25 protein-coding genes are annotated in these 24471 nt (G+C 51.7%); 9 read left to right on the top strand and 16 right to left on the bottom strand.

All coding sequences use genetic code 11. The features are described 5' to 3' along the window. A partial coding sequence (locus KZZ10_RS06320; RefSeq protein ID WP_259660638.1) for an MFS transporter occupies window positions 1–772 on the top strand: 772 nt, incomplete at its 5' end. 17 nt (window positions 773–789) lie between these two features. On the opposite strand, the gene can is transcribed toward KZZ10_RS06320, so the two are convergent. From can to KZZ10_RS06345, 5 genes are all read right to left on the bottom strand, one after another. Next, window positions 790–1455 (bottom strand): carbonate dehydratase, encoded by a 666-nt coding sequence (can, locus tag KZZ10_RS06325; protein ID WP_259660639.1) that lies wholly within the window; start codon window positions 1453–1455, stop codon window positions 790–792. A gap of 44 nt (window positions 1456–1499) precedes the next feature. Next, complete coding sequence (locus KZZ10_RS06330; protein WP_259660640.1) at window positions 1500–1985, bottom strand: hypothetical protein; 486 nt, start codon at window positions 1983–1985, stop codon at window positions 1500–1502. Window positions 1986–2025: 40 nt separating this feature from the next. Then, window positions 2026–2799: an SDR family NAD(P)-dependent oxidoreductase gene (locus KZZ10_RS06335; RefSeq protein WP_259660641.1), complete on the bottom strand. Its 774-nt coding sequence runs from the start codon at window positions 2797–2799 to the stop codon at window positions 2026–2028. Window positions 2800–2819: 20 nt separating this feature from the next. After that, window positions 2820–3566 carry an SDR family NAD(P)-dependent oxidoreductase gene (locus KZZ10_RS06340; RefSeq protein ID WP_259660642.1) on the bottom strand — a complete coding sequence of 249 codons (747 nt, stop codon included), beginning with the start codon at window positions 3564–3566 and terminating at the stop codon, window positions 2820–2822. A 90-nt stretch (window positions 3567–3656) separates the two neighbouring features. Then, on the bottom strand, window positions 3657–4352 hold the full coding sequence (locus tag KZZ10_RS06345) for a TerC family protein (protein WP_259660643.1): 696 nt from the start codon (window positions 4350–4352) through the stop codon (window positions 3657–3659). A 448-nt stretch (window positions 4353–4800) separates the two neighbouring features. Between KZZ10_RS06345 and KZZ10_RS06350 the strand changes: the two genes are divergently transcribed. Beyond that, on the top strand, window positions 4801–5820 hold the full coding sequence (locus KZZ10_RS06350; protein WP_259660644.1) for an NADPH:quinone oxidoreductase family protein: 1020 nt from the start codon (window positions 4801–4803) through the stop codon (window positions 5818–5820). Between the two features lie 89 nt (window positions 5821–5909). Then, window positions 5910–6830, top strand: coding sequence for a Bug family tripartite tricarboxylate transporter substrate binding protein (locus KZZ10_RS06355; RefSeq protein WP_259661016.1), 921 nt, complete (start codon window positions 5910–5912; stop codon window positions 6828–6830). A 19-nt stretch (window positions 6831–6849) separates the two neighbouring features. Here KZZ10_RS06355 and KZZ10_RS06360 read toward each other — a convergent pair whose 3' ends face one another. Then, window positions 6850–7407: a cytochrome b gene (locus KZZ10_RS06360; RefSeq protein ID WP_259660645.1), complete on the bottom strand. Its 558-nt coding sequence runs from the start codon at window positions 7405–7407 to the stop codon at window positions 6850–6852. Window positions 7408–7516: 109 nt separating this feature from the next. Between KZZ10_RS06360 and KZZ10_RS06365 the strand changes: the two genes are divergently transcribed. Further along, window positions 7517–8938: a high affinity choline transporter 1 gene (locus KZZ10_RS06365; protein WP_259660646.1), complete on the top strand. Its 1422-nt coding sequence runs from the start codon at window positions 7517–7519 to the stop codon at window positions 8936–8938. On the opposite strand, the gene KZZ10_RS06370 is transcribed toward KZZ10_RS06365, so the two are convergent. From KZZ10_RS06370 to KZZ10_RS06380, 3 genes are read right to left on the bottom strand one after another with little or no spacing between them, the layout of a single operon-like run. Next, on the bottom strand, window positions 8903–9700 hold the full coding sequence (locus tag KZZ10_RS06370; protein WP_259660647.1) for a metal ABC transporter permease: 798 nt from the start codon (window positions 9698–9700) through the stop codon (window positions 8903–8905). The genes KZZ10_RS06365 and KZZ10_RS06370 overlap by 36 nt on opposite strands. Window positions 9701–9706: 6 nt before the next feature. After that, entirely contained in the window at window positions 9707–10648 is a 942-nt protein-coding gene (locus tag KZZ10_RS06375; RefSeq protein ID WP_259660648.1) for a metal ABC transporter substrate-binding protein, read from the bottom strand. 10 nt (window positions 10649–10658) lie between these two features. Further along, the gene (locus KZZ10_RS06380; protein WP_259660649.1) at window positions 10659–12197 is read right to left on the bottom strand and encodes a TonB-dependent receptor; all 1539 of its coding nucleotides are present in this window, start codon (window positions 12195–12197) and stop codon (window positions 10659–10661) included. A 156-nt stretch (window positions 12198–12353) separates the two neighbouring features. Here KZZ10_RS06380 and KZZ10_RS06385 point away from each other — a divergent pair, with 156 nt between their 5' ends. The 3 genes from KZZ10_RS06385 to KZZ10_RS06395 are packed head-to-tail and all read left to right on the top strand — an operon-like array spanning window position 12354 to window position 16190. Next, on the top strand, window positions 12354–13424 hold the full coding sequence (locus tag KZZ10_RS06385; RefSeq protein ID WP_259660650.1) for an Ldh family oxidoreductase: 1071 nt from the start codon (window positions 12354–12356) through the stop codon (window positions 13422–13424). A 46-nt stretch (window positions 13425–13470) separates the two neighbouring features. Next, on the top strand, window positions 13471–14442 hold the full coding sequence (locus KZZ10_RS06390; protein ID WP_259660651.1) for a Bug family tripartite tricarboxylate transporter substrate binding protein: 972 nt from the start codon (window positions 13471–13473) through the stop codon (window positions 14440–14442). A 32-nt stretch (window positions 14443–14474) separates the two neighbouring features. Beyond that, on the top strand, window positions 14475–16190 hold the full coding sequence (locus KZZ10_RS06395) for a cation:proton antiporter (RefSeq protein ID WP_259660652.1): 1716 nt from the start codon (window positions 14475–14477) through the stop codon (window positions 16188–16190). A gap of 121 nt (window positions 16191–16311) precedes the next feature. Here the strand turns inward: KZZ10_RS06395 and KZZ10_RS06400 are convergent, their stop codons facing one another. From KZZ10_RS06400 to KZZ10_RS06415, 4 genes are all read right to left on the bottom strand, one after another. Then, window positions 16312–17292 carry a Bug family tripartite tricarboxylate transporter substrate binding protein gene (locus tag KZZ10_RS06400; RefSeq protein ID WP_259660653.1) on the bottom strand — a complete coding sequence of 327 codons (981 nt, stop codon included), beginning with the start codon at window positions 17290–17292 and terminating at the stop codon, window positions 16312–16314. Window positions 17293–17425: 133 nt separating this feature from the next. Continuing rightward, the gene (locus tag KZZ10_RS06405; RefSeq protein WP_259660654.1) at window positions 17426–18175 is read right to left on the bottom strand and encodes an alpha/beta fold hydrolase; all 750 of its coding nucleotides are present in this window, start codon (window positions 18173–18175) and stop codon (window positions 17426–17428) included. A gap of 57 nt (window positions 18176–18232) precedes the next feature. Continuing rightward, on the bottom strand, window positions 18233–19225 hold the full coding sequence (locus KZZ10_RS06410; RefSeq protein ID WP_259660655.1) for a Bug family tripartite tricarboxylate transporter substrate binding protein: 993 nt from the start codon (window positions 19223–19225) through the stop codon (window positions 18233–18235). 21 nt (window positions 19226–19246) lie between these two features. Further along, window positions 19247–19621: a RidA family protein gene (locus tag KZZ10_RS06415; protein WP_259660656.1), complete on the bottom strand. Its 375-nt coding sequence runs from the start codon at window positions 19619–19621 to the stop codon at window positions 19247–19249. A 106-nt stretch (window positions 19622–19727) separates the two neighbouring features. On the opposite strand from KZZ10_RS06415, the gene KZZ10_RS06420 reads away from it, so the two are divergent. Together KZZ10_RS06420 and KZZ10_RS06425 are read left to right on the top strand one after the other, a co-directional pair. Beyond that, window positions 19728–20804 (top strand): alpha/beta fold hydrolase, encoded by a 1077-nt coding sequence (locus tag KZZ10_RS06420; RefSeq protein ID WP_311133544.1) that lies wholly within the window; start codon window positions 19728–19730, stop codon window positions 20802–20804. A 74-nt stretch (window positions 20805–20878) separates the two neighbouring features. Further along, a complete protein-coding gene (locus tag KZZ10_RS06425) occupies window positions 20879–21721 on the top strand; it encodes a PhzF family protein (protein WP_259660657.1) in 843 nt (280 codons plus the stop codon). Between the two features lie 120 nt (window positions 21722–21841). Here KZZ10_RS06425 and KZZ10_RS06430 read toward each other — a convergent pair whose 3' ends face one another. The 3 genes from KZZ10_RS06430 to KZZ10_RS06440 form a co-directional block, all read right to left on the bottom strand. Continuing rightward, complete coding sequence (locus KZZ10_RS06430) at window positions 21842–22882, bottom strand: Bug family tripartite tricarboxylate transporter substrate binding protein (protein WP_259660658.1); 1041 nt, start codon at window positions 22880–22882, stop codon at window positions 21842–21844. A 213-nt stretch (window positions 22883–23095) separates the two neighbouring features. Next, window positions 23096–23563, bottom strand: coding sequence for a DMT family transporter (locus KZZ10_RS06435; protein WP_259660659.1), 468 nt, complete (start codon window positions 23561–23563; stop codon window positions 23096–23098). Between the two features lie 60 nt (window positions 23564–23623). Further along, window positions 23624–24388, bottom strand: a complete 765-nt coding sequence (locus tag KZZ10_RS06440; protein WP_259660660.1) for a molybdate ABC transporter substrate-binding protein — start codon at window positions 24386–24388, stop codon at window positions 23624–23626. Window positions 24389–24471: the final 83 nt, after the last annotated feature.

Here is a 24471-nt window from a genome sequence, read left to right on the forward strand (position 1 = left end):
CCATTGGGGTGTCACGACAGCAGGGTGGCGCGAAACTTATATTGTGATGGGTATTGTTTGTAGCATTGGTATGGCGTTATTTGCACTATTCCTGCGACGTCGTCCACCACTCAACCAGATTACCGCGCCAGCAAATGGGCGTCCATCCACTGCTTCTGAAATGCCGTTTGGCCTGACAGCGGGTCGAGCCCAGTCACTTTTGATCGTAGCGGGCCTTGCTTGCTGTGTGGCGATGTCGATGCCGCAAGTACATATCGTAGCCTATTGCGTAGACTTGGGCTTTGGACCAGCGCGGGGGGCGGAGATGCTGTCACTCATGCTCGCGTGTGGAGTCGTTAGTCGTTTGATCTCCGGTGTGATTTGTGATCGGATCGGTGGCATTAAAACGCTACTGCTAGGCTCGGCGTTGCAAGGCATTGCATTGTTGATGTTTCTGCCGTTCAACGGCCTCGTTTCGCTGTATCTGATTTCCGCAATGTTTGGGTTGTTTCAAGGTGGGATTGTGCCCTCTTATGCCATCATTATTCGCGAGTACTTTCCAGCAGCTCAAACAGGGCGACGTGTCGGCGCAGTGATTATGGCGACGATGCTTGGGATGGCCTTAGGGGGCTGGATGTCCGGAAAAATCTTTGACGTGACAGGCTCGTATCAAGCCGCGGTCGTAAACGGAATTTTATGGAACGCGTTGAATCTATCGATCGCCACTTGGTTGTTCCTACGAGTGCGTCGCATGAACGCTGCGATCTCTGCGCCTTCCAGAGTGAGCGCTTAAAAGAGCTAAGCTCTTAGTCAGGAGAAACGCTTTTCAACAACAGAGCGGTAGCGGTGCTCTAGTTCATCGGCCGAAGCAATACTGATCCCAAGATCTTGCACGAGGCCATTGTTTAGACCGTACACCCAGCCATGCACAGTGATTGGCTGGCCACGTGCCCAAGCGTCTTGAACACTGGTCGTCTGACAAACATTCACAACCTGCTCGATCACATTTAGTTCGCAAAGTCGATCCATTCGATCTGTGCGCTGTAACAGCTTGCCCATGTAGGTGCCATGCTTATCATGTACATCTTTAATGTGACGAATCCAATTGTCCGCGAGGCCTACGCGCACGTTCTCGAGCGCAGCACGTACACCAGCACAGCCGTAGTGGCCTACAACGATGATGTGTTTCACTTTAATTTGATCGATCGCAAACTGAATCACTGAAAGAGCGTTGAGGTCTGTGTGTACGACAACATTGGCAATATTTCGATGCACAAAGACTTCGCCCGGAGCGAGGCCTGTAATTTGGTTGGCAGGCACACGTGAGTCCGAGCAGCCAATCCATAGGTACTCGGGCGATTGTTGATTGGCTAACCGGTTAAAGAACTCTGGGTCGTCCTTCTTAATCGAGGCTACCCACTCTTTGTTCTGTTCAAAGAGGTTGATCAGTTTGTGAGGGTTAGTTGATTCGATCATAAGTAGAAGATAGTATTTATTTTTTTAGCACGCGCGTTGGCGGACTACTTTGCACCGGCGAGTTTTAGAATTTCTTGCACCATCGCAAAAGAATTGTCGTCCAGTAAGTTCAACTCTTCTGTGCTGTAGCCACTATCTGGCATCACACCGAGTGGCGACTGGAATTGGACCAGCGCGTTTCCTAACACCAAGACATCCTTTCCGCTTGACGTGAGTGTAAAACGCACGAGGTCTCGAGGGTGTCTGGCGAACTCGCTGTTCACCGCAGACTCAATGATTTGTTCTCGGAGCACGTTTGTTTTGTAACGAACGCAAATAACCTGGTCGCCAGCTGGTTGAATATGTAGCTGTTTGGTTGAGCACGCACCCATAATCGCATTTTTGACAGAAACGACAGTGCTGCTTGCAAATATCGTCTCGGCGGTGCGGGCAGGCTTGGGGGTAGGTTTAGCTGCGGGCTTATCGGTGCCACAGGCCGCTAGTGCCCCAAGTGCGGTGATTGTTAAAAACAGACGGAGCGAAAGAAACATAAAACCCTCTAAGACGAGCAATATTAGGCGGAGTGTGCGCCTAGGCCATGACCTCACCACCATTAACGTCCAGTGTAATCCCTGTAACGAAGGCAGAGTCATCTGAAGCCAGGAAAGCAATCGCCGCAGCGATATCTTTGGGATCAGCGTGACGTCGCAGCGGAATGCTCTGTAAGAGCTGCGCACGTTCTTCCGGGGTCTTGCGAGCCTCCCAGCGCGCTTTGGTTCTGGCGGTCATCACCAAGCCAGGACACACACAATTTACGGTAATCCCGGCTGGGCCATACTCCATGGCGAGTTGGCGTGTCAGCGCACTGACTGCCCCTTTTGCCGCAGCATAATTGGCTCCGGTAACTCGACTGCCAAATTGTCCCGCTTTGGAGCCGACATTAACGACTCGGCCAGCGCCTTGAGCTTTCATCAGGGGTAGGGTGTAGCGGCACGCCCATACGGTGCCCATAATGTTCAAATCCAGCACGCGGGCCCAGTCTTCATCGGACTGCTGCTCAAACACTCCTGGCGTTTGAAGCGAGCCCCCAGCGTTATTGACGAGAATATCAAGCCGCCCTTCGGTGTGATGAACGTGCGAGATGGCTTGGCGAATAGCTTTGCTTTGAGACGAGTCCATCTCCAAGACATTGAGTGAAAGTCCTTGCGCACGGGCCTCTGCCAGCGCTTCGTCCATCGCTGCATTGTCACGGCTAGTAATCCAGACGCGCGCGCCCTCGCTGGCCAGTCGTAAGGCGCTTGCGCGCCCAATGCCTCTGGCACCGCCGTTAACAAAGGCGATGCGATCTGCTAAGCGTTGTGTCATGAATGTTCTCGGGGATGTTTTTAGAGGCTCTGGCCGCCATCTACTGCAATTGTTTGACCTGTCACCCAGGAAGCAAGGTCGCTCGACAAGAATGCTGCTACGCGTCCTATTTCCTCAGGCGTACCGAAGCGCCCGGAGGGAATGCCCGCCAGTATCCGGTCGTACAGTTTGGTGTTTTCGCGCTTGGCTTTATCCCAAGTGCCGCCTTCAAAAAATATTGAGCCGGGTGCAATACAGTTAACGCGAATTTTCTTCGATGCGTAGGTCAGTGCTTGCGTTTGCGTGTATTCCATGACCGCCGCTTTGATTGCGCCATAAGGCGGCGTACGTACGCTGGCGCCGAGTCCGGAAATCGAAGAGATATGAATGATGCTGCCGCCAGCTTTTTCTAGAAAAGGAATCGCAGCATGACAGGCGCGCACGAGTGCCATTAAGTCGATCTGTACACTTGCGGCCCAGCCCGCTTCGTCATCGGTGCGACCAAAGCCCGAGGCATTGTTGATCAAGATATCGATGCCACCTAACTGCTGGGCTGTTTGTTCAACCCAGCTTTTGATGGCGGCAGCATCCGCGAGATCGCAAGTTGTTGCGAGGACGTTGCGGCCGTGCTGCTTGAGTTCTTTGGCAGCTTGGTCTAGAGGACCCTTGGTGCGCGCACAGATTGATACGTCAGCACCGGCCGAGGCGAGACAGTGCGCAATGGCAAGGCCAATGCCTCTGCTGCCACCGGCCACAAGCGCACGTTTGCCCGTTAGATCAATTTGCATGCTTCATTCCCCGCGCATTGCGCTTCAAAATAGAAAAACCCCCGAAATCATACCGACTCGGGGGTCTCTGTAGGGGGGTTTAAGCCAGACTTAACCGTGTTGAGTGGGTTTCCCGCTCATGCTTTTAAGTTTTCCTGCACCCAGGACACCCACAATCGCCAAGACGACCACGCCCCAACGCAAGGCGGTGCCAGTCGCATCGCCGCTGTAAAAGAACGACTTAATCAACTGTTCGTTGATGATCATCATGGCTGCGGTGTAAGCCAGAACCGCTGCGCCTAACTTGATAACGATGGGGAAGCGCTCGACCAGTTTCAATACAATCGCACTGCCGAAAACGACGATCGGCACGCTAATCAACAAGCCAATGACGACCAAGTCGAACGACCCTTGCGCGGCGCCCGCGACGCCCAATACGTTGTCGATTCCCATCAACGCATCGGCGACGATGATGGTTTTCATCGCACCCCAGAATGAGTTGACCTGAACATCGTGCTCAGAGCCATCGTCTGTATCGGCCAAGAGTTTGTACGCAATCCACAGTAGACCAAGGCCACCAACAAGCATCAGGCCAGGAATCTTCAGGAGCCAGACAACGACGAGCGTCATCGCTGAGCGCACCACGATCGCGCCTACCGTACCCCAAATAATCGCCTTTCGCTGCAATTCAGGTGGAAGTTTGCGTGCCGCTAACGCGATCACGATAGCGTTATCGCCTGCCAGTACCAGGTCAATAAGGATGATCGCTAATAGGGCCGAAAACCAAGCTGTTGAAAAGAGTTCCATCTGTTAAAACCTCAAAAAAAGTCAATACAAAACCCATTCTCAAAAGCGAGCTGATAACCGGTTTTCAGGGATTGGGTGATCTCTGAGCGAACCGCGCCATACGCGCAGGAGCTTGGGCATCGGATCGACAGTCTTGCTCAGCACAGAAGCCTGTGGCGTTGCCCAATCAGCCGGACGTTGTAACGTCGTACTGACGACTGATTGAAGATATAGAAACCTGCGTCTGTGACACTGGCTTGTATATCTTGAGCTACTCCCTATCGAGCGTCCAATGTAACAATATTCTTTCATTGGGTAAACAACAAAATTACAAAACATTACATTAAGCGCTTCATATAGTGGTTAATACTGACAGCGAATGCATTTGAAACGGTAAAAGCGGCATTGATGTGATCAAGAGTGATTTAGACTACATTTCTCTGAGTAAAAATATGGAATAGGAGGCGTTGTGCGAGCATTGGTATGTGAGCAGTTTGGTCGTCCGGCAGAGGTGGCGCACGTAAAGGATTGGCCCGAGCCCGCCTCCCCAAGAGAGCACGAAGTCACAATTGATGTTGCATATGCAAGCGTGAGCCATTCCTCTGGCTTGTTGATTGAAGGCAAGTATCAGACGACGCCGCCTCTGCCCTTTATCCCGGGAACTGAGGCTGTCGGTACGGTTGTTGCGTGCGGTCCGCAAGTCAAGCATGTGCAGCCGGGTGATCGCGTCATGGGTCTTTCGCGATGGGGCTGTTTTGCAGAGCGCATCAACGTTTCCGCCCATACGGTTTACCCAATTCTCAACGGAATGGGCTGGTTGCAGGCCTTACCTCTGCCCAACTCCTATGGAACGGCTTACACCGCCTTACTGTGGCGCGCCAAAATCGAACCAGGTGAGTCCTTGCTGGTGCTTGGGGCAGGCTCTGGGACTGGCTTGGCGTGCGTCGAAATCGCGGCGGCACTCGGAGTCAAAGTGATCGCTTGTGCAAGCACGCCGGTCAAGCGTGAGCTTGCGCTCGCTCGAGGTGCTGACCATGCTGTTGAGCCAGGTGATGCGCTGGCGAGCCAAGTGAAGGCGCTGACGGGGGGCCGCGGTGTGGATGTAATTTTTGATCCGATTGGTGGAGCCGTGATGGAGCGCGCGGTCAGAGCGACGGCGCAGGGTGCGAGGATATTGACCATCGGATTCGCGAGCGGGCAAGTTCCCGTCATCCCGATGAATATTGCATTGGTTAAGAACTTGTCGGTGTTGGGTTTCTTTTTTGGCTTGTACACGGGCTGGACGCACGAGGACGAAACCCAACTGCACTTACCCGCGATGCGAAAGATGATGAATACGCTTCAGCGCTGGGCGCTGGCCGGCAAGATTCAACCAGGCGTGACCAAAACGTATCCGTTAACCGGGCTGACAGATGCCCTGACCGATTTGCATCATCGCCAGGTAACAGGCAAGCTCGCACTAGAAATTCTTGGAGACATAAATAAATGAAACATCAATTAGCTGTTGCACGCTCACGTAGTTTGCCCCGCGTAGCCTTGTTTAGTGGGCTCGTAATCGGAGCGTTATGCGTATCCGCCATGAGTGCGGCGCAAACAACAAATACGTATCCCAATCAAGCGATTCGAATGGTGGTGCCCTACCCTCCGGGCGGACCAACGGACATTACCGCTCGTGTCGTCGCCGCCGAGATGTCAAAGACGATTGGTCAAAGTGTCGTCATTGACAATCGCCCTGGTGCCAGTGGCATGATTGGATCCGAAATGGTGACAAAGTCAACGCCGGATGGGTACACACTCTTAGCCAATGCTTCAATTCACGTGATTAATCCGAGTGTCTATCCTGACATGCGCTTCGATGCAATCAAGGACTTCACCCCAATCACTCAGCTTGCGCAAGTGCCGTTGGTGTTAGTGGTGCCTGCAAATTCTCCGATCAAAAGTGTAAAGGATTTAGTGGAGTATGCGAAGGCGAATCCCGGCAAGGTGAATTTTGGATCTGCAGGGAGCGCTTCAGCACAACACTTGGCGGGTGAGTCATTTAAGATCGCGGCCGGCATTCAGATGCAACACATTCCATACAAAGGCAGCGCTCCAGCACTGACAGACCTGGCGGGCGGACAGCTGCAACTGATGTTTGATTCCATGCCTTCGGCTACACCCATGATCAACTCGGGGAAATTGCGCGCAATTGCTGTGACAACGACAGCTCGCGCGAAGGCCCGCCCAGACTTGCCAACAATCGCAGAGTCGGGCTTCCCTGGCTTTGATATCAGCACTTGGTATGCGTATTGGGCACCTAAAGGCACGCCGGCTGACATCATCGAGAAATTAGCTACCTCAGCCGCCCAGGCACTGAAAAATCCCGAAGTCATCGCAAAATATGAAGCAATGGGTGCCGAGCCGGTCGGCTCAACCCCAGCTCAGTTTGCCGCTTATGTTGAAAGTGAGGCGAAAAAATGGAATGACATCGTCAAGAAGTCGGGAGCAAAACTCGACTAATCGTCCCCTGCAGATCTGGTTACGGAGAGTTTCCGAACCAGATCCTGTTGAATATCCCGTCTTTGTTGATCAGCAAATGTTTAAGTGCGGCCAGAATGTGACCGATCGCCAAAACAATCAACACCATCACAAGCGTGCCATGTAGCCCCAGCAATTGTTTTGCCAGGGCTTGGTCGATCGGGATACCCGGCATTGCCGGTAAGTTGTACCCACCTAGGGTGATCAGCGCGGGGAAGGCAGTGACCCCTGCCCAGCCAAGCAAGGGTACGGCGATTAATAATAGGTAAAGACTGAAGTGAACAAGCCTTATTAGCGTGCGCTGTGTTGGAGGAAGTGAGGCGTTATCCGAAATCGGTTGTGTTCGAGCCCGAATGGCTAAGCGCACACCAACAATTATTAGGGCAGCAAATCCTAGGGCTTTATGCCAGGCATAGAGGGTGTTCGTGAGCGCATCCCAGATATTCGCTGACGAGCGACTGGTCATCCAGAATCCGAGCACCACCAAAGTCAACAGTAGTATGGCCGTCATCCAATGCACAAGGCGCAAGCTTAAGGGATATTTTGAGGTGGTTTGCATGTGAGCACCTTCTTCAGAAAAACCAACTCTACCTAAATTGTAGCTACGCTGTCTATAATCTTTTGCAGTTAAAGTTCGTGAAACTCTGAAAATAAAAGGGTGACTCCCCATGTTGCTTTGGCTCGTGATTGCTTATCTTGCCGTTTCGATCGCTATTGGTTTGTATGGCGCCTCGAAGGTCCACAACGCAAAAGACTATGTCACTGCTGGGCGTAACTTGCCTTTTGTGATCGTGCTCGCGATGGTGTTTGCGACATGGTTTGGTGCCGAAACAGTGCTGGGTATTTCTGCGACCTTTCTAAAGGAAGGATTTAGTGGACTCATCTCTGACCCGCTTGGCGCTTCTATTTGCCTCGTGTTGTTTGGGTTGATTTTTGCGCGCCCCCTCTACCGCATGAATCTTCTGACTTTGGGTGACTTCTTTCGTATTCGGTACAACCGTCAGACAGAGCTGCTCCTGTCAATCTGTATCGTGGTGTCCTACCTTGGATGGGTATCCGCACAAATCACCGCGCTTGGGCTTGTATTCAATGTGCTTTCGGGTGATGCGATTACGATGACGCAGGGTATGTTGATCGGAGCGGGTGTCGTTGTGTTGTATACGATCTTTGGTGGCTTGTGGTCGGTCGCGTTGACCACCTTTGTGCAAATGATCGTGATCATCATTGGTTTACTGCTGGTGACCAATTACGCAGCGGATCAGGCGGGTGGTGTCTCGAATGTGATCGCTAAGGCGGCGGCTGAGGGTAAGTTTGAGTTTTTACCTAAGCTACAGTGGCTAGACATGATCGCTTGGATTGCGACGCTCTGTACGATGGCGCTCGGTTCGATTCCTCAGCAAGATGTCTTTCAGCGCGTCAACTCTGCAAAAACTGAGGCGATCGCGATTTGGGCGACCACCATAGGCGGCATAACCTATTTCTTTTTTGCAGCCGTCCCCTTGTTTTTGGCGTACACAGCAAACATCATCGACCCGGAGATGGTAGCTAACTTGTTACACACAGATGCGCAGCTCATCTTACCTACGCTCATCATGGAACATATGCCGTTCTATATGCAGGTGATATTTTTTGGCGCCTTGATTTCTGTGATCATGAGCACAGCATCTGGAACACTTCTTGCGCCATCTATTACCTTTACAGAAAATATTCTGAAAGGGTTCGTGCCCCACATGTCCGATCGCACCTTGCTGTTAGCGACCCGCGTTACTGTCTTGGTATTTAGTGCCTTGGTCACTTTGTATGCGATTGCAACTGAGGCATCGATTCACACCATGGTTGAAAATGCATACCGAATCACGTTGGCCGGCGCGTTTGTGCCGTTGACGGCGGGACTATTTTGGAAGCGAGCCAGTAACTTGGGTGCAGCCTTGGCTATTTTGTTCGGACTCTCCACGTGGATTATTCTCGAAGTGACCGGTATCGATGAGCCCGTACAGCCGCAAGTTGTTGGCGCAGTTGCAAGTCTCTGTGGAATGCTGCTCGGGTCTTATTTGTCACCTAACCGACATCGACCGAGCGACTCGCACTAGTTGTTTGCCTAAGCAAAGTCGTGCGAGGATTCCCGCTCCGGCAAGCGCCCATACGATCAGAGGACCTGTGGGCAGATCTAGCCACGCTGAGAAGAATATGCCAGCGATATAGCCAGAGAGAGCCACGAGGTATGTAATCAACCATCTGTGTCGTCCGTGCAATGTTGTGCACGCAAGCGCAGGAATGATGAGCGTTGCGAACACGAGATAGACCCCAACGAGTTGTACCGAGATCGTGATGGCGATCGCAAAGAGGCTATAGAAAGCCCAACGACGTGCTCTTAGTGTGTACAGACCAAGAAGGATAACCACTGTGCCGACACTGGCATAGGAGAGTAGCTCAGAGGAAACCCATAAGATTTGGCCCGCAAGCAAATCGGAAAGATGTTGTCCTCCGTGGGGGTCGCCATGGGCTAACAGCAGGATCGCTGTCGCCGCCAATATAAACACTACGCCAATGATGGGCTCTTGCAATTGACCACTCAGACGCTCTAAGGCCACAAGCCCCCATGCCGCGCACAGGGAGAGTGATATGGCTCCTATTTGTATCCAGTATGCGGGCACCTGCTCGCCTGCAATCACCAGAACCAGATAGGCACCAAGACCCGCCACTTGTGCAATCGCGAGATCGATAAAGATGATTCCGCGGGCGAGGACTTGCGCGCCAAGTGGAATATGGGTGGCGATCACTAAGACGCTCGCCCAGAGCGCGGGCCACAACAGACTCAGCGGTACGTCACCAGGTAGTGTGAGCTCAGCCATGCAATCTTAGGGAGCTTGCACGAGACGCCGAATGGTGTCCTCGAATAAAGTCTCTAGCGTTTTAGCTTCGGGGTTACCACCGACGGTGAATGGCAGAATCACAGCAGGTATCTTTGCGTTTTCACTAAACCATAATGCGGGCTTACTGTTTAAGTAGGAGGAGCTCATCACGAGGCGCCCCTTTAAGGTCGCTTGCTTTTCTAGGATAGCTGTTAGGTGTGTGAGGGAAGGGTTAGCGCCTGGATTCGCTTCAAGTATCCCGATCTGCTTTAGGCCAAGCCAATGGTTTAAGTAAGTGAACCCGTCATGCTGCACCCATACTTTCATGTCACGTAACACATGCGCTTGCTTTTCCCAGCGTGCAATGTGGGCTGACCAATCTGTTAAGAAGGCGCTTAATTTCGCTTGGTAATGCATGCTGTTTGCGGGATCCAAAAGTATCAAACGTTCTGTGAGCGCTCGTGCAATGGGGATGAAGTTACGCGCATCGAGTTGGATGTGTGGATTGCCCGCTGCATGAACATGGCCTTGACTACGGTCTACCGAGAGAGGTATGTCAAGAACCTGCACATATTGTGCCGCTTCGAACATACCGACTCGTCCGGGCATAATGCTCGGGTTGCCTGCGTCGCGCTGCAGGACGGGTAGCCATCCCGCCTCTAGCTCTACCCCTGTTGCAATCAATAAATTTGTGGTGCGCGCGCGCGCGAGCAATCCAGGTCGAGCCTGAATGAGGTGTGGATCTTGTAATGCATTGGTCGCAGTAAAGACAGAAACTTTATCCCCACCCAATTCCTGTGCGAGTGCCCCCCATTCAGGAACGGTGGCGAATATCTTGAGTTGAGCCTGTGCGGCGGCGCTCAGACTCAACAGAAACACTAGACCGGCGGAGCACCACCGAGCCTTGCGTGAAAGGGCGATTAAGTGAGTAAAGAGAGACGTATGCATCGCCGCCGCCCTAGAATTTATGAGCACCGTGTGCACCAAGGCTCATGATGTATTGCAGAAAGACTTGATTATTCGTTTTTCCAGGACCGTACGAGGTATCTGTCGCGAGCTGCAGTCTGAACATCGAGTTTTCAGAGTTCGCCCAATCAAGCATGACGGTGTTACGAGTAGGGTTCCACGATTCCAGCGCACTGCCAGCAAAGGTGCCTGAGCCAAAACCGTAGTTTGAGTTGCCGCCATACAACTGATCAAAGCGGTAACCCACGCGCCAGTTAGGCATAAATTGATAAATGCCCTGAACATAAAAGCCGCTTTGCGTATTGTTGTACGGGTTCCCGGTACAAGAGCCTGACTCGCAAGCGCCATAAGGCACGGCTGTATTGATGGTTGCTGTGCCCTTTTGCGTATTCCAAAAGGCTTCACCTTGTAGCTTGAAGCTCTGGCCTGCTTTGGGGATCCATTTATAGACAAAATCTGCAATCAGAATATTGGTATTGCCCGAGAAGTCAAAGGTGTCGGTGTCGTTGAGTGAGGAGATACTGGGGCGTCCCCCCGTTGAGGCGCCAACATAGGACAGTCCACCTTGCCAAGAGGCGGTCGTACCGACATCTCCTCCAAGCTTAGCGAAGATTGTGCCAAGTCTGGGTTTGTTCTCGTTGAAGTTGTTGCTGTTAGGGTAGTGCATGCCTTGGCCGATCTCGGCGCCGAAACGCAGATACATGTTGTCGAGCGGTGCGACCCAGGATAGTTGACCCCCAGTGTTGTTGAGCTGGCCGCCAAAGAATGCTTTGTAGGCAAGAGGCAGGTCTACGAAGTCCCATTCGTGCGGATGTTTATTGTTGAGGTAGCCAACGTTTGAAAAGAACTTTCCTGCTTTTACTTTTAAGCCAGCGGGAAGATTGATCGTTTCAAAAAATGCTTCCTCGAGTGCAACACTGAAGTCTGTTCCATCTTGGCCCAAGACTAAGCGTGCTTCGGCGCGAAACAGATTGTCCACGGTGCCTGCAAAAGCGAACTCGGATTCCCCAAGCGAGAATCCTCGGGGCACGCTTTCCCCACCGGAGGGAATAAAGCCGCGCCGCAAGGACTCCGGATTCTGACTTTGTGCGGAGTACTTGCCATCCAAAATCAGAGAGATTTCTGGCGTAAACGCGCCGACTTTCGGCAAGACTACCCCGCGCGCCATCGTGGGTGCGGGGGCGACAGCTGGGATTGCTGTAGACGCTGTTGACGCCGCAGCAGGTGTTTGGGGCGCTTGGGTAATAACCGCCGTTGGCAGGGTCGCTGTGCTGGGCTTGGCGCTATTAGCCGGGGTTACAGCCGCCCTCGGTGTGGCAGCTTTTGCATTCTGTTGTTGCAGCGTTGTGATTTTTTGCTCGAGCGCGTTGATGCGCTGCTCGTATGCATCCCGCATAGCCTGTAAGCTTTCTTGGAGCTTCGCTATATCTGCAGCAGAGGCTGATTGGCTAAAGCTTGCGCTAGGCAGAGTGAGGGCTGCAATCAGGCCAAGTGCGACCAAAGTACGGTTCAGGGCTGTTAGTTTTTGCATTGTTAAATGTCCTTGATCTCGCGGCAAAGAGCCGAGTGCTGTCCTTATTGATAGTGATAATACATTATCACTAATGATTTGTCTATGGCCCAAGAACATCTTTGGATCGAATTTGGAGTGGGGTATCGTGGAGGATCCTAAATTGAGCCTACCACCATGACAGACCCTAGCCCCACCCCTATTGTTCAATTCGACGCATTGCGAGCGTTTATTAGTCGCGCTTTAGTCCGCGTCGACTTACCCCCGTCTGATGCGGAGGTTGTCGCACAGTTAATGGCGCAAGCCGACTTGCAAGGTTCGGATGGCCATGGCGTTATTCGATTGCCCCAGTACGTTAAGCGGATCCGCGCTGGTGGGATCAATACACGTCCGAATATTCGAGTTGTCCAAGAGCGCGCAGCAATGGCGACTGTGGATGGAGATAACGCGATGGGACACCTAGTGGTGTCACGGGCGGTTGATTTGGCAATTGTAAAAGCCCGTGAAGCGGGCGTGGCCTGGGTCGGCACGCGTCATAGTAATCACGCTGGCCCTGCATCGCTATACGCCCGTATGCCCGTAGCACACAATATGATCGGCCTGTATTTTGCGGTGGGTAATGCCAACCATTTGCCGGCCTGGGGCGGCATGGACATGCTGCTATCTACCAATCCCATTGCCGCTGCCATTCCCGCAGGTGTCGAACCAGAGATTGTGTTGGACATGGCGACAACGGTTGCTGCCTACGGAAAGGTCAAAGCAAAAGCAAAGCGTGGTGAGATGATGCCTGAGGGCTGGATGATTGATCGGCAAGGCAAGCCCCTGCTCGACCCGAAGCGTTCAGAAGAAGGATTCTTGTTACCGATCGGCGGCTACAAAGGCTACGGCTTAGCCTTGATTGTGGGACTATTAGCCGGGACCCTACAAGGTGCGGCGATGGGTAAAGATGTTGTCGACTTTAATAAAGATAGCGTGACGCCCACGAATACTGGCCAGGCGATACTGGTGATCAATCTAGAGGCCTTTGGCGAAGTCAGTGTATTCAAGTCTGCAGTGGATACTCTCGTGCAAGATATCAGGGCAAGTGAGCGTCTACCTGGTGTCGATCGAGTTTGGTTGCCGGGAGAGCAGAGCCACGCGCGTCGTCAAGCGTATGGCGAGCACGGTATTCCTGTCGCAAATGCACTCGTTACAGAACTTGAAGCACTTGCGAAAGACCTTGGTATCGAGCCGATGAAATTAGCATAAAGAATTTCCTAGTTGTATCGTTAACGCATTACTTGAGGAAGCCAACATGAAAAAGATGTTTAAGACGCTATTGATCGCATCAGCACTCTCTGCTGCGTCCGCCCTAACTTACGCGCAAGACTATCCAAACAAAGCGATCCGTATGATTGTTCCGTTAGCGGCAGGAAGTGCAGTCGATAATGCTGCACGCATTCTGACCGCGAAGATGGGACAGAATATGGGACAAGCGATCGTGATCGAAAATATTGCGGGATCATCCGGCTTGATTGGCGCAGATCGACTCGCTAAGTCGGCACCAGATGGCTACACCCTCGGTGGAGTCAATGACAGTGTATTGACAATGATCCCGCACATCTATCCCAATATGCCATGGAATGCATTGAAAGATTTTGATCCGGTTTCGCTTGTGGGAACGATTGAATGGGGCATCGTTGTCCCTCCGAATTCACCGTACAAAACGCTTGCTGAATTGCTTGCTGCTGCCAAGGCGAACCCCGGGAAAATGAACTATGGCTCCGGAGGCAATGGTAGTCCACAGCATATTGCGATGGCCTTGCTGACGCAACGCGCCGGCGTCACGATGACGCACGTCCCTTATAAAGGAGCAACCCCGGCGGCAGTGGCTGCGGCGGCTGGCCAAGTAGATGTCTCTTATCAAGGTTTAGGTACGGTCACGGGTCTGATCGCTGGAGGTAAGTTAAAGCTGCTTGCCGTCTCGACGCCTGAGCGCTTGCCTCAATACCCGGATACTCCGACGGTGTCGCAGGCAGGTACAAAAGACTTTCTGTTTAACTCTTGGTTTGCAATCGTCGCACCGGCCGGTACACCAAACGACATTGTTGCAAAACTAAATGTTGAAATTCAAAAGGCCTTGTCTGATCCCGAGACACGAAAAAAGATTGTCGATTTAGGTGTCACCATCCGTGGCACAGGTGCGCAAGAGTTTGGGGCAGCAACTAAAAAGCAGTACGAACTCTACGGAAAACTTATCCGCGATAACGGTATTAAAGCAGATTAGTCATAGACCATTAGTTGCAGCGCGAGAAACTGTTGGACCATAACATCACCGTCATCACAACCATCGCTGCTGCGTTTATCGCAGCCTTGTGCCTTGGGTTCATCGCAGAGAAACTTAAAGTTCCTGCGCTGGTTGGGTATTTGGTGGCGGGCATTGTGATCGGCCCAGCGACTCCTGGATTCAGCGCCGACACTGAAATCGCTGCGCAGTTGTCAGAGATTGGCATCATGCTGCTGATGTTTGGTGTTGGCTTACATTTCTCACCGAGTGAATTATTCTCGGTTAAGCGAGTCGCTGCCCCTGGTGCGTTGATACAAATGACGCTGACAACATGGGTTGGTGCCGGAATCGCCTGGCTATGGGGGTGGGGGTTTGCTCCCGGCCTGATTTTTGGCCTTTGTTTGGCATGCGCCAGTACGGTGGTATTGCTGAAGTCGCTTGAAGTTCGTGGGGAGCTGGATACGATGGGTGGTCGTATTGCGGTTGGCTGGGTGGTTGTTCAGGATTTAGTCACCGTGTTGGCGCTGGTATTACTGCCTCCTTTCGCGGCGATCATCGGGAGCGCAAAAACGACCACTGATGCTGCAAACGTTGGCCATAGCTCCCTTTGGTTAACCGCCGGCAACACGCTACTGCTCGTGGGCGCGTTTGTCGCGCTGATGTTGATCGTGGGCAAGCGTGTTTTACCGTGGTTACTGTGGCAGGTTGCGAAAACAGGCTCTCGAGAATTGTTTACGCTAGCAGTTGTGACGACTGCAATTGGCATTGCTCTGGGAGCCGCTTCATTCTTTAATGTCTCGTTTGCCTTGGGCGCCTTCGTAGCGGGTATCGTTATGCGGGAGTCGGAGTTTAGTCATCGAGCGGCCGAGGAAACTCTGCCCTTACGCGACGCCTTTTCGGTCTTGTTTTTTGTATCGATTGGCATGATGGTTGATCCGGTGGTATTTCTGAGCCAGCCAGGGCGGATACTCGTCGTTGTGATGGTAGTCATGTTTGTTAACTTCGCGAGTGCGACCGCGATTGTCATTGCGAATCGATATCCCCTAAGCACGGCATTATCGATTGGAGCGAGCCTAGGGCAAATCGGTGAGTTCTCAATCATTCTTGCAGGTCTTGCTTTAAGTTTGGGTGTGATTGACTCAGAGGTGATGAATCTCGTGCTCGCCGGTGTGTTGTTATCGATCACGTTCAACACGCTATTGTTTAAAGCGGTCGAACCACTGCGTCGCTGGGTGCTTAGTCGGTCAGCCTTGGCTAGAAAGTTGGATCAAAGACAGGATCCTACCGCGGCGCTACCCATGAGCACGGATCGCAGATATTTAGAAGGGCAGCTGGTGCTTGTAGGGTATGGGCGAGTGGGAAAGAGGATAGGCCAGGCGCTCACTGAGCGTGGCATTCCCTACGTGATTATTGAGCAAAGTCGAGAGCGGGTTGAAGCCTTACGTGAGGAGGGCTCTGCTGCTGTATCGGGAAATCTGGGCGATCCTGCGGTGTTGATTCAAGCGCATATTGCGAAGGCTGCCATGCTTGTTATCGCAACTCCAGATACCGTTCATGTAAGACAAATGGTTGAGACCGCGAGGCTATTGAATCCGGACATTGAAATCATCGTGCGCACGCATAGTGAAGATGAGTCCGAGTTATTGGCAGCAGACGGTTTTGGGAAGATATTTTTTGGAGAAGAGGAATTGGCCAAGGGGATGGTGCGTCATATATTTGATCGTTTCGCACCGAAAACGCACCAATAGCAATAACTTTGATTCGTCGCATCGATACCATCACAGCCTGATACCCGCATCTATTCTGAAACAGCGCGTTTAGCGCCAGCCATCAAGGATCGGGGGTATCAAGGCTGCTTAAGTATGTGGGTTAGTTAAGCTTGATGCCGGACTCTTTAATGATGCGACCCCAGTTAGCGTAGTCTTTTTTGACGAAGGCGTCGAAGTTTTGCACGGTTCCGCCAGCACTAGCTACACCCGCAGATTTGAATCGCGCGATGACATCAGGGTCGGCCATTACGCGATTAAGTTCTTTGTTGAGGGTTGCAACGACTGCAGGTGGTGTGCCTGCAGGGGCAAACAAACCAGTCCAGATATTGAAGTCCATACCCTTTGCTACGGTTTCATTCAGCGTTGGGACGTTTGGGAATTCCGGCGATCTCTCACCGCTGGTGACTGCTACGGCGAGGAGCTTGCCGCTCTTAGCATGCGGTGCCAACGAAGCAAGAGTACCTATGTAAACATCGACTTGACCACCCATGACATCGGTGATGGCTGGGCCAGCGCCCTTGTAGGGAACTTGTAGCAGATTGATATTCGCGCGTTTCTTGAAATCTTCGCCAACCACGTGACCAAGTGTACCCAGCCCTGCAGTACCCCAGCGCAAACCTTCAGCCGACTTTCCCTTTTTTACGAGATCTTGCGGTGTCTTGAGATCTGACTTTGGCGAGGTGCCAATGCCTGCAGGCGTAACTGAGACTTGAATCACAGGTGAAAAACTCTTGACGCTGTCGTAGGTGAGGTTGTTATACAGCCACGGACCAAGCATCATATTGTCTGTTTGACCCATGACAAGTGTGTATCCGTCAGCTGGCGCCTTTGATGCAAATTCAATCGCAAGATTACCGCCTGCGCCAGGTTTGTTTTCCACAATAACTTGCCAGCCTGTTAGTTCTGCGAGCTTTGCGCCAACAATCCTTGAGACGAAGTCTGTGCCACCACCAGGAGGAAAGGGGCAAAGAATTTTGATGGGTTTGTCGGGAAAACTTTGAGCGGTCGCCGCTAGCGGAAGAACCGCCAAGGACATTGCGGCTACAAGCGCCGACTTAACTAAGCGATTCAAGACTTTCATTATGTTCTCCAGATTTATTTTTTAGTCAAGCGACCTTAGCCGCTAAACAAGCGTTTCATACGGTAGGTGACAGTCAAAGATCTGTCAAGTTAGTGAAATCCTACCTGCCCGTGACGCCCCAGCAGAGGCTGTCTCATTTTGGAGTGTGCTTGCGAAGAAAAGTGCGCGCGTGTTCGACTGCGATCGGTACGTGATCCTTGGGGTCCTTCCAAGGGTAGATGCTGACCTCTGAATTAGGGGCCAGGTCCGCAACTTCCATTGCGACTGAATAGGGGTGAGGATCTGAATCGTCTGGCATCACGAGTATCGGGGTTTTGCAATTCTTAACAAAATCTCGCGACACAGTGAAAACAAAATCTGGATTCGCGCGATACATCTTTGTTAAAAACGCATCAACCATCTCCATGTTGAGCTCAGGACGTCCCGCCACAAGCTTGGGCCCCCAATTCGCCATGTTGTTGCTGTGGAACCAGTCAGGAATCGACGCACGGAATCCGCTGGGCTGCGCGTGCACCGCAGCGACGATACGGTTTGGTGCTCGCTTGAGCATGTTCCAGATGAAGGGCGCGCCAATACAAAAACCCATCACTAAAAATTTATCAATTCCGAGGTGGTCCATTAGACCTAAGTGATCGTCGGTGTAAGCGTCCCACGGCCGGTCAATTTCTAGTGGGCCCGTGGATTGTCCTGTGTTGGCGTTGCGGCAGTCCAGCGTAATACAGCGATACTCGTTTTTAAACTCTTCCATCGCATCGAAAGGCGAGGTTGTTGTGAAGAACTTGATGGTTGAGTTTAATCCGCCACCGGGGAGAATCAGAAGGGGAAATCCCGAGCCGCGCTCTTCATAGTGAATGCGGACGTTACCTTTGGTGTAGAACGGCATGATAAGTTGACTCCGATGATGGCGAATATTTTTTGTATGGTGCGATGTCGTGTTGTCTTATTTTAGCGAGGCACCCGATACACGAATGATTTCAGACCATCGCGTGGACTCGGCCGCAATGAAAGTCTGAAACTCTTTTGGGCTATTCGAGACTGGCACCAAGCCCAGTCCGCTAAAGCGTGCTTGAACTTCATCTGAGCGTAGGGCTTTGATCAGCGCGGTATTTAATTTGTTGACAATGGCCTCGGGTGTGCCTGCTGCGACTACCACGCCGTACCAGTTGTTAATGTCATAATTTTTGACGCCAGCCTCGCTGATGGTTGGTACATTAGGAAAGAGCGGGTAGCGTTGCTTAGCCAAAATCGCGAGCGGCCGAATGCGACCGGACTGTATATGCCCAATGCTTGCTGGAATCGTCATGAATTGCAGTTGCGTGCGTCCAGCCACCAAATCTGCCAACGCTGGAGCCCCACCTTTGTAAGGAACGTGGGTGAGTTGTGCACCTGTGCGCATTTTAAAAAGCTCTCCCGCAAGATGGTCTGCTCCACCATTCCCCGAGGAACCAAAAAATAGGACCGTTGGATTAGCCTTGGCGTAGGCCACCAACTCATCGACGGTCGTGACCGGTATGGAAGGGTGCACGCCTAAGATCTGAGGTGCTTGTGCAAGCAAGGTGACTGGTGCGAAATCTTGTTGTGGCTTAAAGGGAAGGGAGTCGTACAGCGATGGATTAATAGCCATAGGGCCGGTGTACGCCAGCAGCATCGTATAGCCATCCGGTGTGGACTTTGCAACATAGTCTGTTCCGATATTGCCGCCTGCACCTGCTTTGTTCTCAACAATCACTGGTTGCCCGAGAATTGCGGTCAGCTCTTTAGAGACAAGTCGCGCAGTTGTATCCGTGGCACCGCCTGCAGCGTAAGGAACAATGAATTTAATGGGTTTGTTCGGGAAGGCATCGGACGCGTGCGCAAGGTTAAATGAGGCGATGACTGCCGTGACGACTCCTGTTGCAAACATCGTCAGTAAGTGATTAGAAAATGTCTTCATGGTTGTCCTCTTCTTTGATGTTTAGTTTTTCTTTTCGGCGACCAACTGAATCTCAATTAGGAAGCCATAGTGCAATTCTGGCACGGGAACAACTGCACGAGCGGGCTTATGGTCTCCCATGATCTCAGCATAGATTGCATTGAACTCTGGCCAGCGTTCTACACCCACCAAATAGGTGGTGCACTGAACCACATCACTCAACGTACACCCAGCCGCATTCAGAATATTGCTGCACTGCGCAAAGCTTGCGCGGACTTGCCGCTCAAAGGAGTCTGTCTCGCCTTCAGGAGGTTTGCCCGGCAGGACGCCTGAGACGAATACGAGTCCTGCGGCCTCTACCGCCTGGCTGTAGTGACCCGCAGGAGCCGGGACTTTTGGAGATTGAATGAGTTTCATAGAAAGCGGTTGTTCCGTGTGAGATTTATCGCATAATCTGAATCAATAGCATGGCTCACTTGTAGCAGAGTTTTTTGTCCAAACCAAGAGCTTGATAGGAAACGGAATGACTATTTCCAACAGTCGTATGTTTCGCAGTTTGTTTTGTATGCCGACGTTTGCGCTTGGAGCCGACACGCTAAGCGGCCACGCGTATCCAGAGCAACAGCAGGGCGTATGGATCGCTAAGAATTTTCAGTTTCACACGGGTGAAGTATTCCCGGAGCTCAAACTCGGCTACACCACGCTTGGCAGACCGACAGGGATGCCGGTGCTGGTTCTGCATGGTACGGCGGGCACTGGCACTGGCATGATCACGAACAAGGATTTTTCCGGTGAATTGTTTGGTCCCGGACAGCCACTAGATGCAAACAAGTACTTCATCATTCTGCCTGATGCGATTGGCATGGGAAGGTCGAGTAAGCCTTCAGACGGGTTGCGCGCCAAATTTCCTAAGTACAACTATGACGACATGGTGTCTGCGCAGTATCGACTAGTTACGGAGGGGCTTGGCGTAAAGCATTTACATCTGCTCATCGGAAACTCCATGGGCGGTATGCACGCCTGGCTTTGGGGAATCAAGTATCCAGATTTTATGGATACATTAGTGCCCATGGCGGCAACACCGTCTGCAATGTCTGGTCGTAACTGGATGATGCGTAGACTGATTATCGACATGATCCGTCGTGATCCGGAATGGATGGATGGCAACTACACCATACAGCCTAAGAGCCTGCAGTTCGCAACGGTATTCTTTAATGTGGGCACGAGCGGTGGTGACCAAGGTTTATATCGCTTGGCCCCCACTAGTGAGCGGGCCGACGAAGTACTAGATAAGCGGCTGACTGCTGACTTCAAAGCAGATGCGAACGACAATCTGTATCAGTGGGAATCGTCTCGCGATTATGATCCAGCACCGCATGTCGAGAAAATTAAGGCACGCGTACTAGCGATTAACTCGGAAGATGATGAACGTAACCCGCCATCGCTCGGGCTCATGGATAGAATCCTAGCCCGCATTCCGGATGCGAAACTTTATCTCATCCCCGCAAGCCCCCAAACCTCGGGGCATGGGACAACTGCACAGGCAAAGTGGTGGAAGGCTCAGGTCGCAGCGTTACTTAAGGATGCACCGACGAAGTAGTCGACACTACATGGCAAGAATTGGGCTCATGGAAAGTAGCAAAAGCAGCGCCGTGACATTAGAGGAGAATGGCAATGAAGGTGCGTAGATTTGTACAGTGTGATGTGTTTAGTCCTGTTCCTACCCAGGGAAATGGTCTGGCGGTCGTTGTTGATGCTGATGGACTGAGCGATAAGCAGATGCAAAAATTTGCAGCCTGGACCAATCTTGCAGAGACCACATTTTTGCTGCCTCCCTCCGACCCAACAGCAGACTACCGAGTTAGAATTTTTTCGCCTGCGCGTGAAATGTTATTTGCAGGCCACCCAACACTTGGTTCCTGTGCAACATGGTTGCACAGTGGTGGTGTGCCGAAGACAGCAGGTCTTGTGCGTCAAGAGTGTGGCGTGGGCATTGTTGATGTCGACGTCTCGCATCCAGGTATCCTCGCGTTTGCTGCACCACCCACAACGATTAAGGAAATGTCAGCAGACAAGCGCAAGGCAATCATGGCAGCTTTAACGATTCCAGCCTCTGCCATTCGACATACTGCCGAACTATGTAATGGCCCTACCTGGCAATTCTTTGAGCTCACAACAGCTGAGCAAGTGCTGGCACTTGATGCGTCAAAAGTGAGGTGGCCAGAATTTTTGGGGATAGGATTTATCGCGCCACATCCACCCGGGAGTGAGTGTGATTACGAGGTGCGCATGTTGGCGCCTTCGAGTGGGATGAGCGAGGATCCCATCACAGGATCACTCAACGCGGCGATCGCAAAGTGGATGCAGTCGCAAGGGCGTTTGACATCGCCGTATCTTGCTGCGCAAGGCACATCGATTGGGCGTGTTGGTCGTGTGACGGTCCGCCCCGATGCCAGCGGTACTGCGTGGATAGGTGGACAGGTCCATATCCTGATCGATGGCCAACTGACTCTTTAATTTGTAATGATCTATACCGAGGTTTCGTGAAATGCAAGCGGAGGACTTAACCCCAAGCCTAAGCAATAACAAAAATGGCTCGACAAATAAGTTGTCGAGCCATTGAGGTAGCGCATTAATTTAAATCTTAATATTGTTCTTCTTGATTACCTCAGTAAACTGAGTGCGGATAGACGCTAAGTATTTAATCGTCTCAGCTTGTGAGCGGAAATCAATATCAACCGAAATACGGCTAAATACTTCAACCATATTTGGATCTTGCATCACCTGTCGTACCGCTTTGCTTAATGTTTCAACAAGCTCTGGTGGCAATTTACCGGGGGCGACTAAGCCAATCCATGCGCCCAAGTTGAAGCCCGGAATATTAGCGACTGTCGCGAGTGGTGGAATACCAGGAGCTACTGGAGTTCCTTTTTCGAGAGACACACCAAGCGCCTTTAAGCGACCATTGCGGACAAAAGGCATGGTTGCAGCAGCAGTCTCAATGCAGTATGAGACGCGACCAGCTATGACATCAGTCAGCGCAGGCGACGAGCCCTTGTAAGGAACATGAATCGCTTTAATGCCAACAGCAGCATTGAACGCCTCTGCAACTAAATGAGCAGTCGCGCCCGTGCCTGATGACGAGAATGAGTACTTGTCTGGATTTGCCTTCAGAAGTTTGATGAATTCAGCGGCCGTGTTCGCGGGGAAGTTCGGCTCAGTCACTAGGATGTAGGACGAAAGTCCACACATCCCAATAGGCGTTAAGTCTTTGACTGGGTCGTAGGGCACTTGCTGAAGTAGTGGGCTAATTGAAATCGGACCGGCCGAACCAGCTAAGAGTGTGTAGCCATCCGGAGCAGCTTTCGCAACGTAGTCCGTACCAATCACGCCGCCTGCGCCAGCTTTGTTATCCGGCACGACGTTTTGACCAAGCACTTGGGATAGGCCTTGGGCCAGTGCACGACCTACGAGGTCTGTCGCTTGTCCTGGGGGCCATGGAATGACAAGCTTGATTGGCTTATTCGGGTACTTGGCCTGAGCAAAGCCGACTGAAGGTAATGACAGTCCGCCAGCCAAGGCGAAACCAGTCGCACCTAAGATCGAGCGGCGGGTGGTATTTGGCGAGGCATCTACCGCGTTGGTTGAGTCGTTAGCCGGTAATTTTTTGTTAGTCATGGAGTCTCCGATTTTCTTTAGATACTGAAATCAATGATGCAACGCCGATCAAAATCAACTTGAGTGGACTGTAAGCGCCACAATCGATACGCCATGATATTCGAGAACAGATAAAAATCGGGGGACGCCATCAAATATTTTGCTCCTGCATTAGGGTTCACCCTAAATGCTGTCTGTCTATATAACTCTGGGTAAATAGTCGACTGGCCTGAGCTAACGTGAGTTTGATGTACTGTCGGATATTTGTGTAACGATGATTCCAGCAATCAACAGGCCGATACCGACCAGTCGGGTCATGCTCACTGGTCGCACCATAGCACCAAGTAAACCAAAATGATCAATCACGACTGAAATGATAATCTGGGCTGACACAGCACAAACAATAAAATTCGCTAGGCCAATCCGCGGTGCTAGCAAGGTCGCGCTAATGACATAAAAACCAACAATGAACCCGCCGAGATACTCGATCGGTTTAGCATTTGCCAGGTCTGTCGCTTGCGGTAGAGATTTGGTTAGGACGAGCGCAACAGTCAAGCAGAATAAAAAACCAACTCCAAACAGGATGACAGAGGCGTGTAGCGCCTCTCCCATTGACTTGCCAAGTCGTCCATTCAGGATTGCCATCACTGGGATAAAGGCGCCTGCAAGTGCGGCCCAGATTAATAAGCGTACGGGAGTCATAGGGTCGGGCCTTTGGTGCGGTTCTGCTAGTGTGTAAGAGCTCGGTGATCGCCAGTCTTACTATCGCGAAGTAACAGGTAGAAGACCTTCTTGCGCAAAGATACCGGCAGCGCGCGAGGAAGTGAGAAGTTTCACGAACCCGTCGACCCCAGCGTCACCGGTTGTCTTATACCAAAGAACATATTGACTAACTAGTTCAAACTCTTTGGGAAAAGGACCAACCAGAGTTGTTCGATCCGCCTGGACCACTTCACTCATTTGGGTGATCCCGATATCCACGGTTTTGCTTTGAATCAGTCGCATGGTTTCGATGCCATCGCGAGCAACCATAGCCTTTGCCATGACCTCTTGTTCAATTCCTAACTCCCGGATCACCTTGACAAAGTGAAGGCCAACAGTCGCACCTCGAGCGGGGTCAGAAAAAGCAATTTTTTTTGCACTCAGGAGAGCCGCCTTCAGATCGGCACCATTGCGTACGACCGGCTTGACGGCTTGAGAGGAGGCGATGCCTGCTGCAGTATCCACCAGATGAATTGCTTGACCATTGGTGAGTAGACTCGAAGCGATTGCTTTGTCGATGCGAGGTTTAGTCGTAATTAGGAAGCTTGCATTAGGATCAGCAAGAAACTTTTTTTCTGCGGCACCGGCAGTATCAAAGTCATTCACAATTGAGTGACCAGACTCTCTTTGATACGTTTGACTCAGAGCAATTAAAGGTATCTTGATGCCAGCAGCAGCATACAGGCGGTACTCAGCGGCAATGGTGGGCTTGATACAGCACAAAAAGAAAGCGACCGCCGAAACAAAGAGTCTGAGGTTTCTCATGCTAGAGCATTCCTTTATAAAACCGTGGCGACAGATGTCTTTCGTTATGAGGAACAACTTAATAAAATTTTTACGTACTAACG

This window comes from Zwartia hollandica (assembly GCF_019923725.1).
Classification (GTDB): Bacteria; Pseudomonadota; Gammaproteobacteria; order Burkholderiales; family Burkholderiaceae_B; genus Zwartia; species Zwartia hollandica.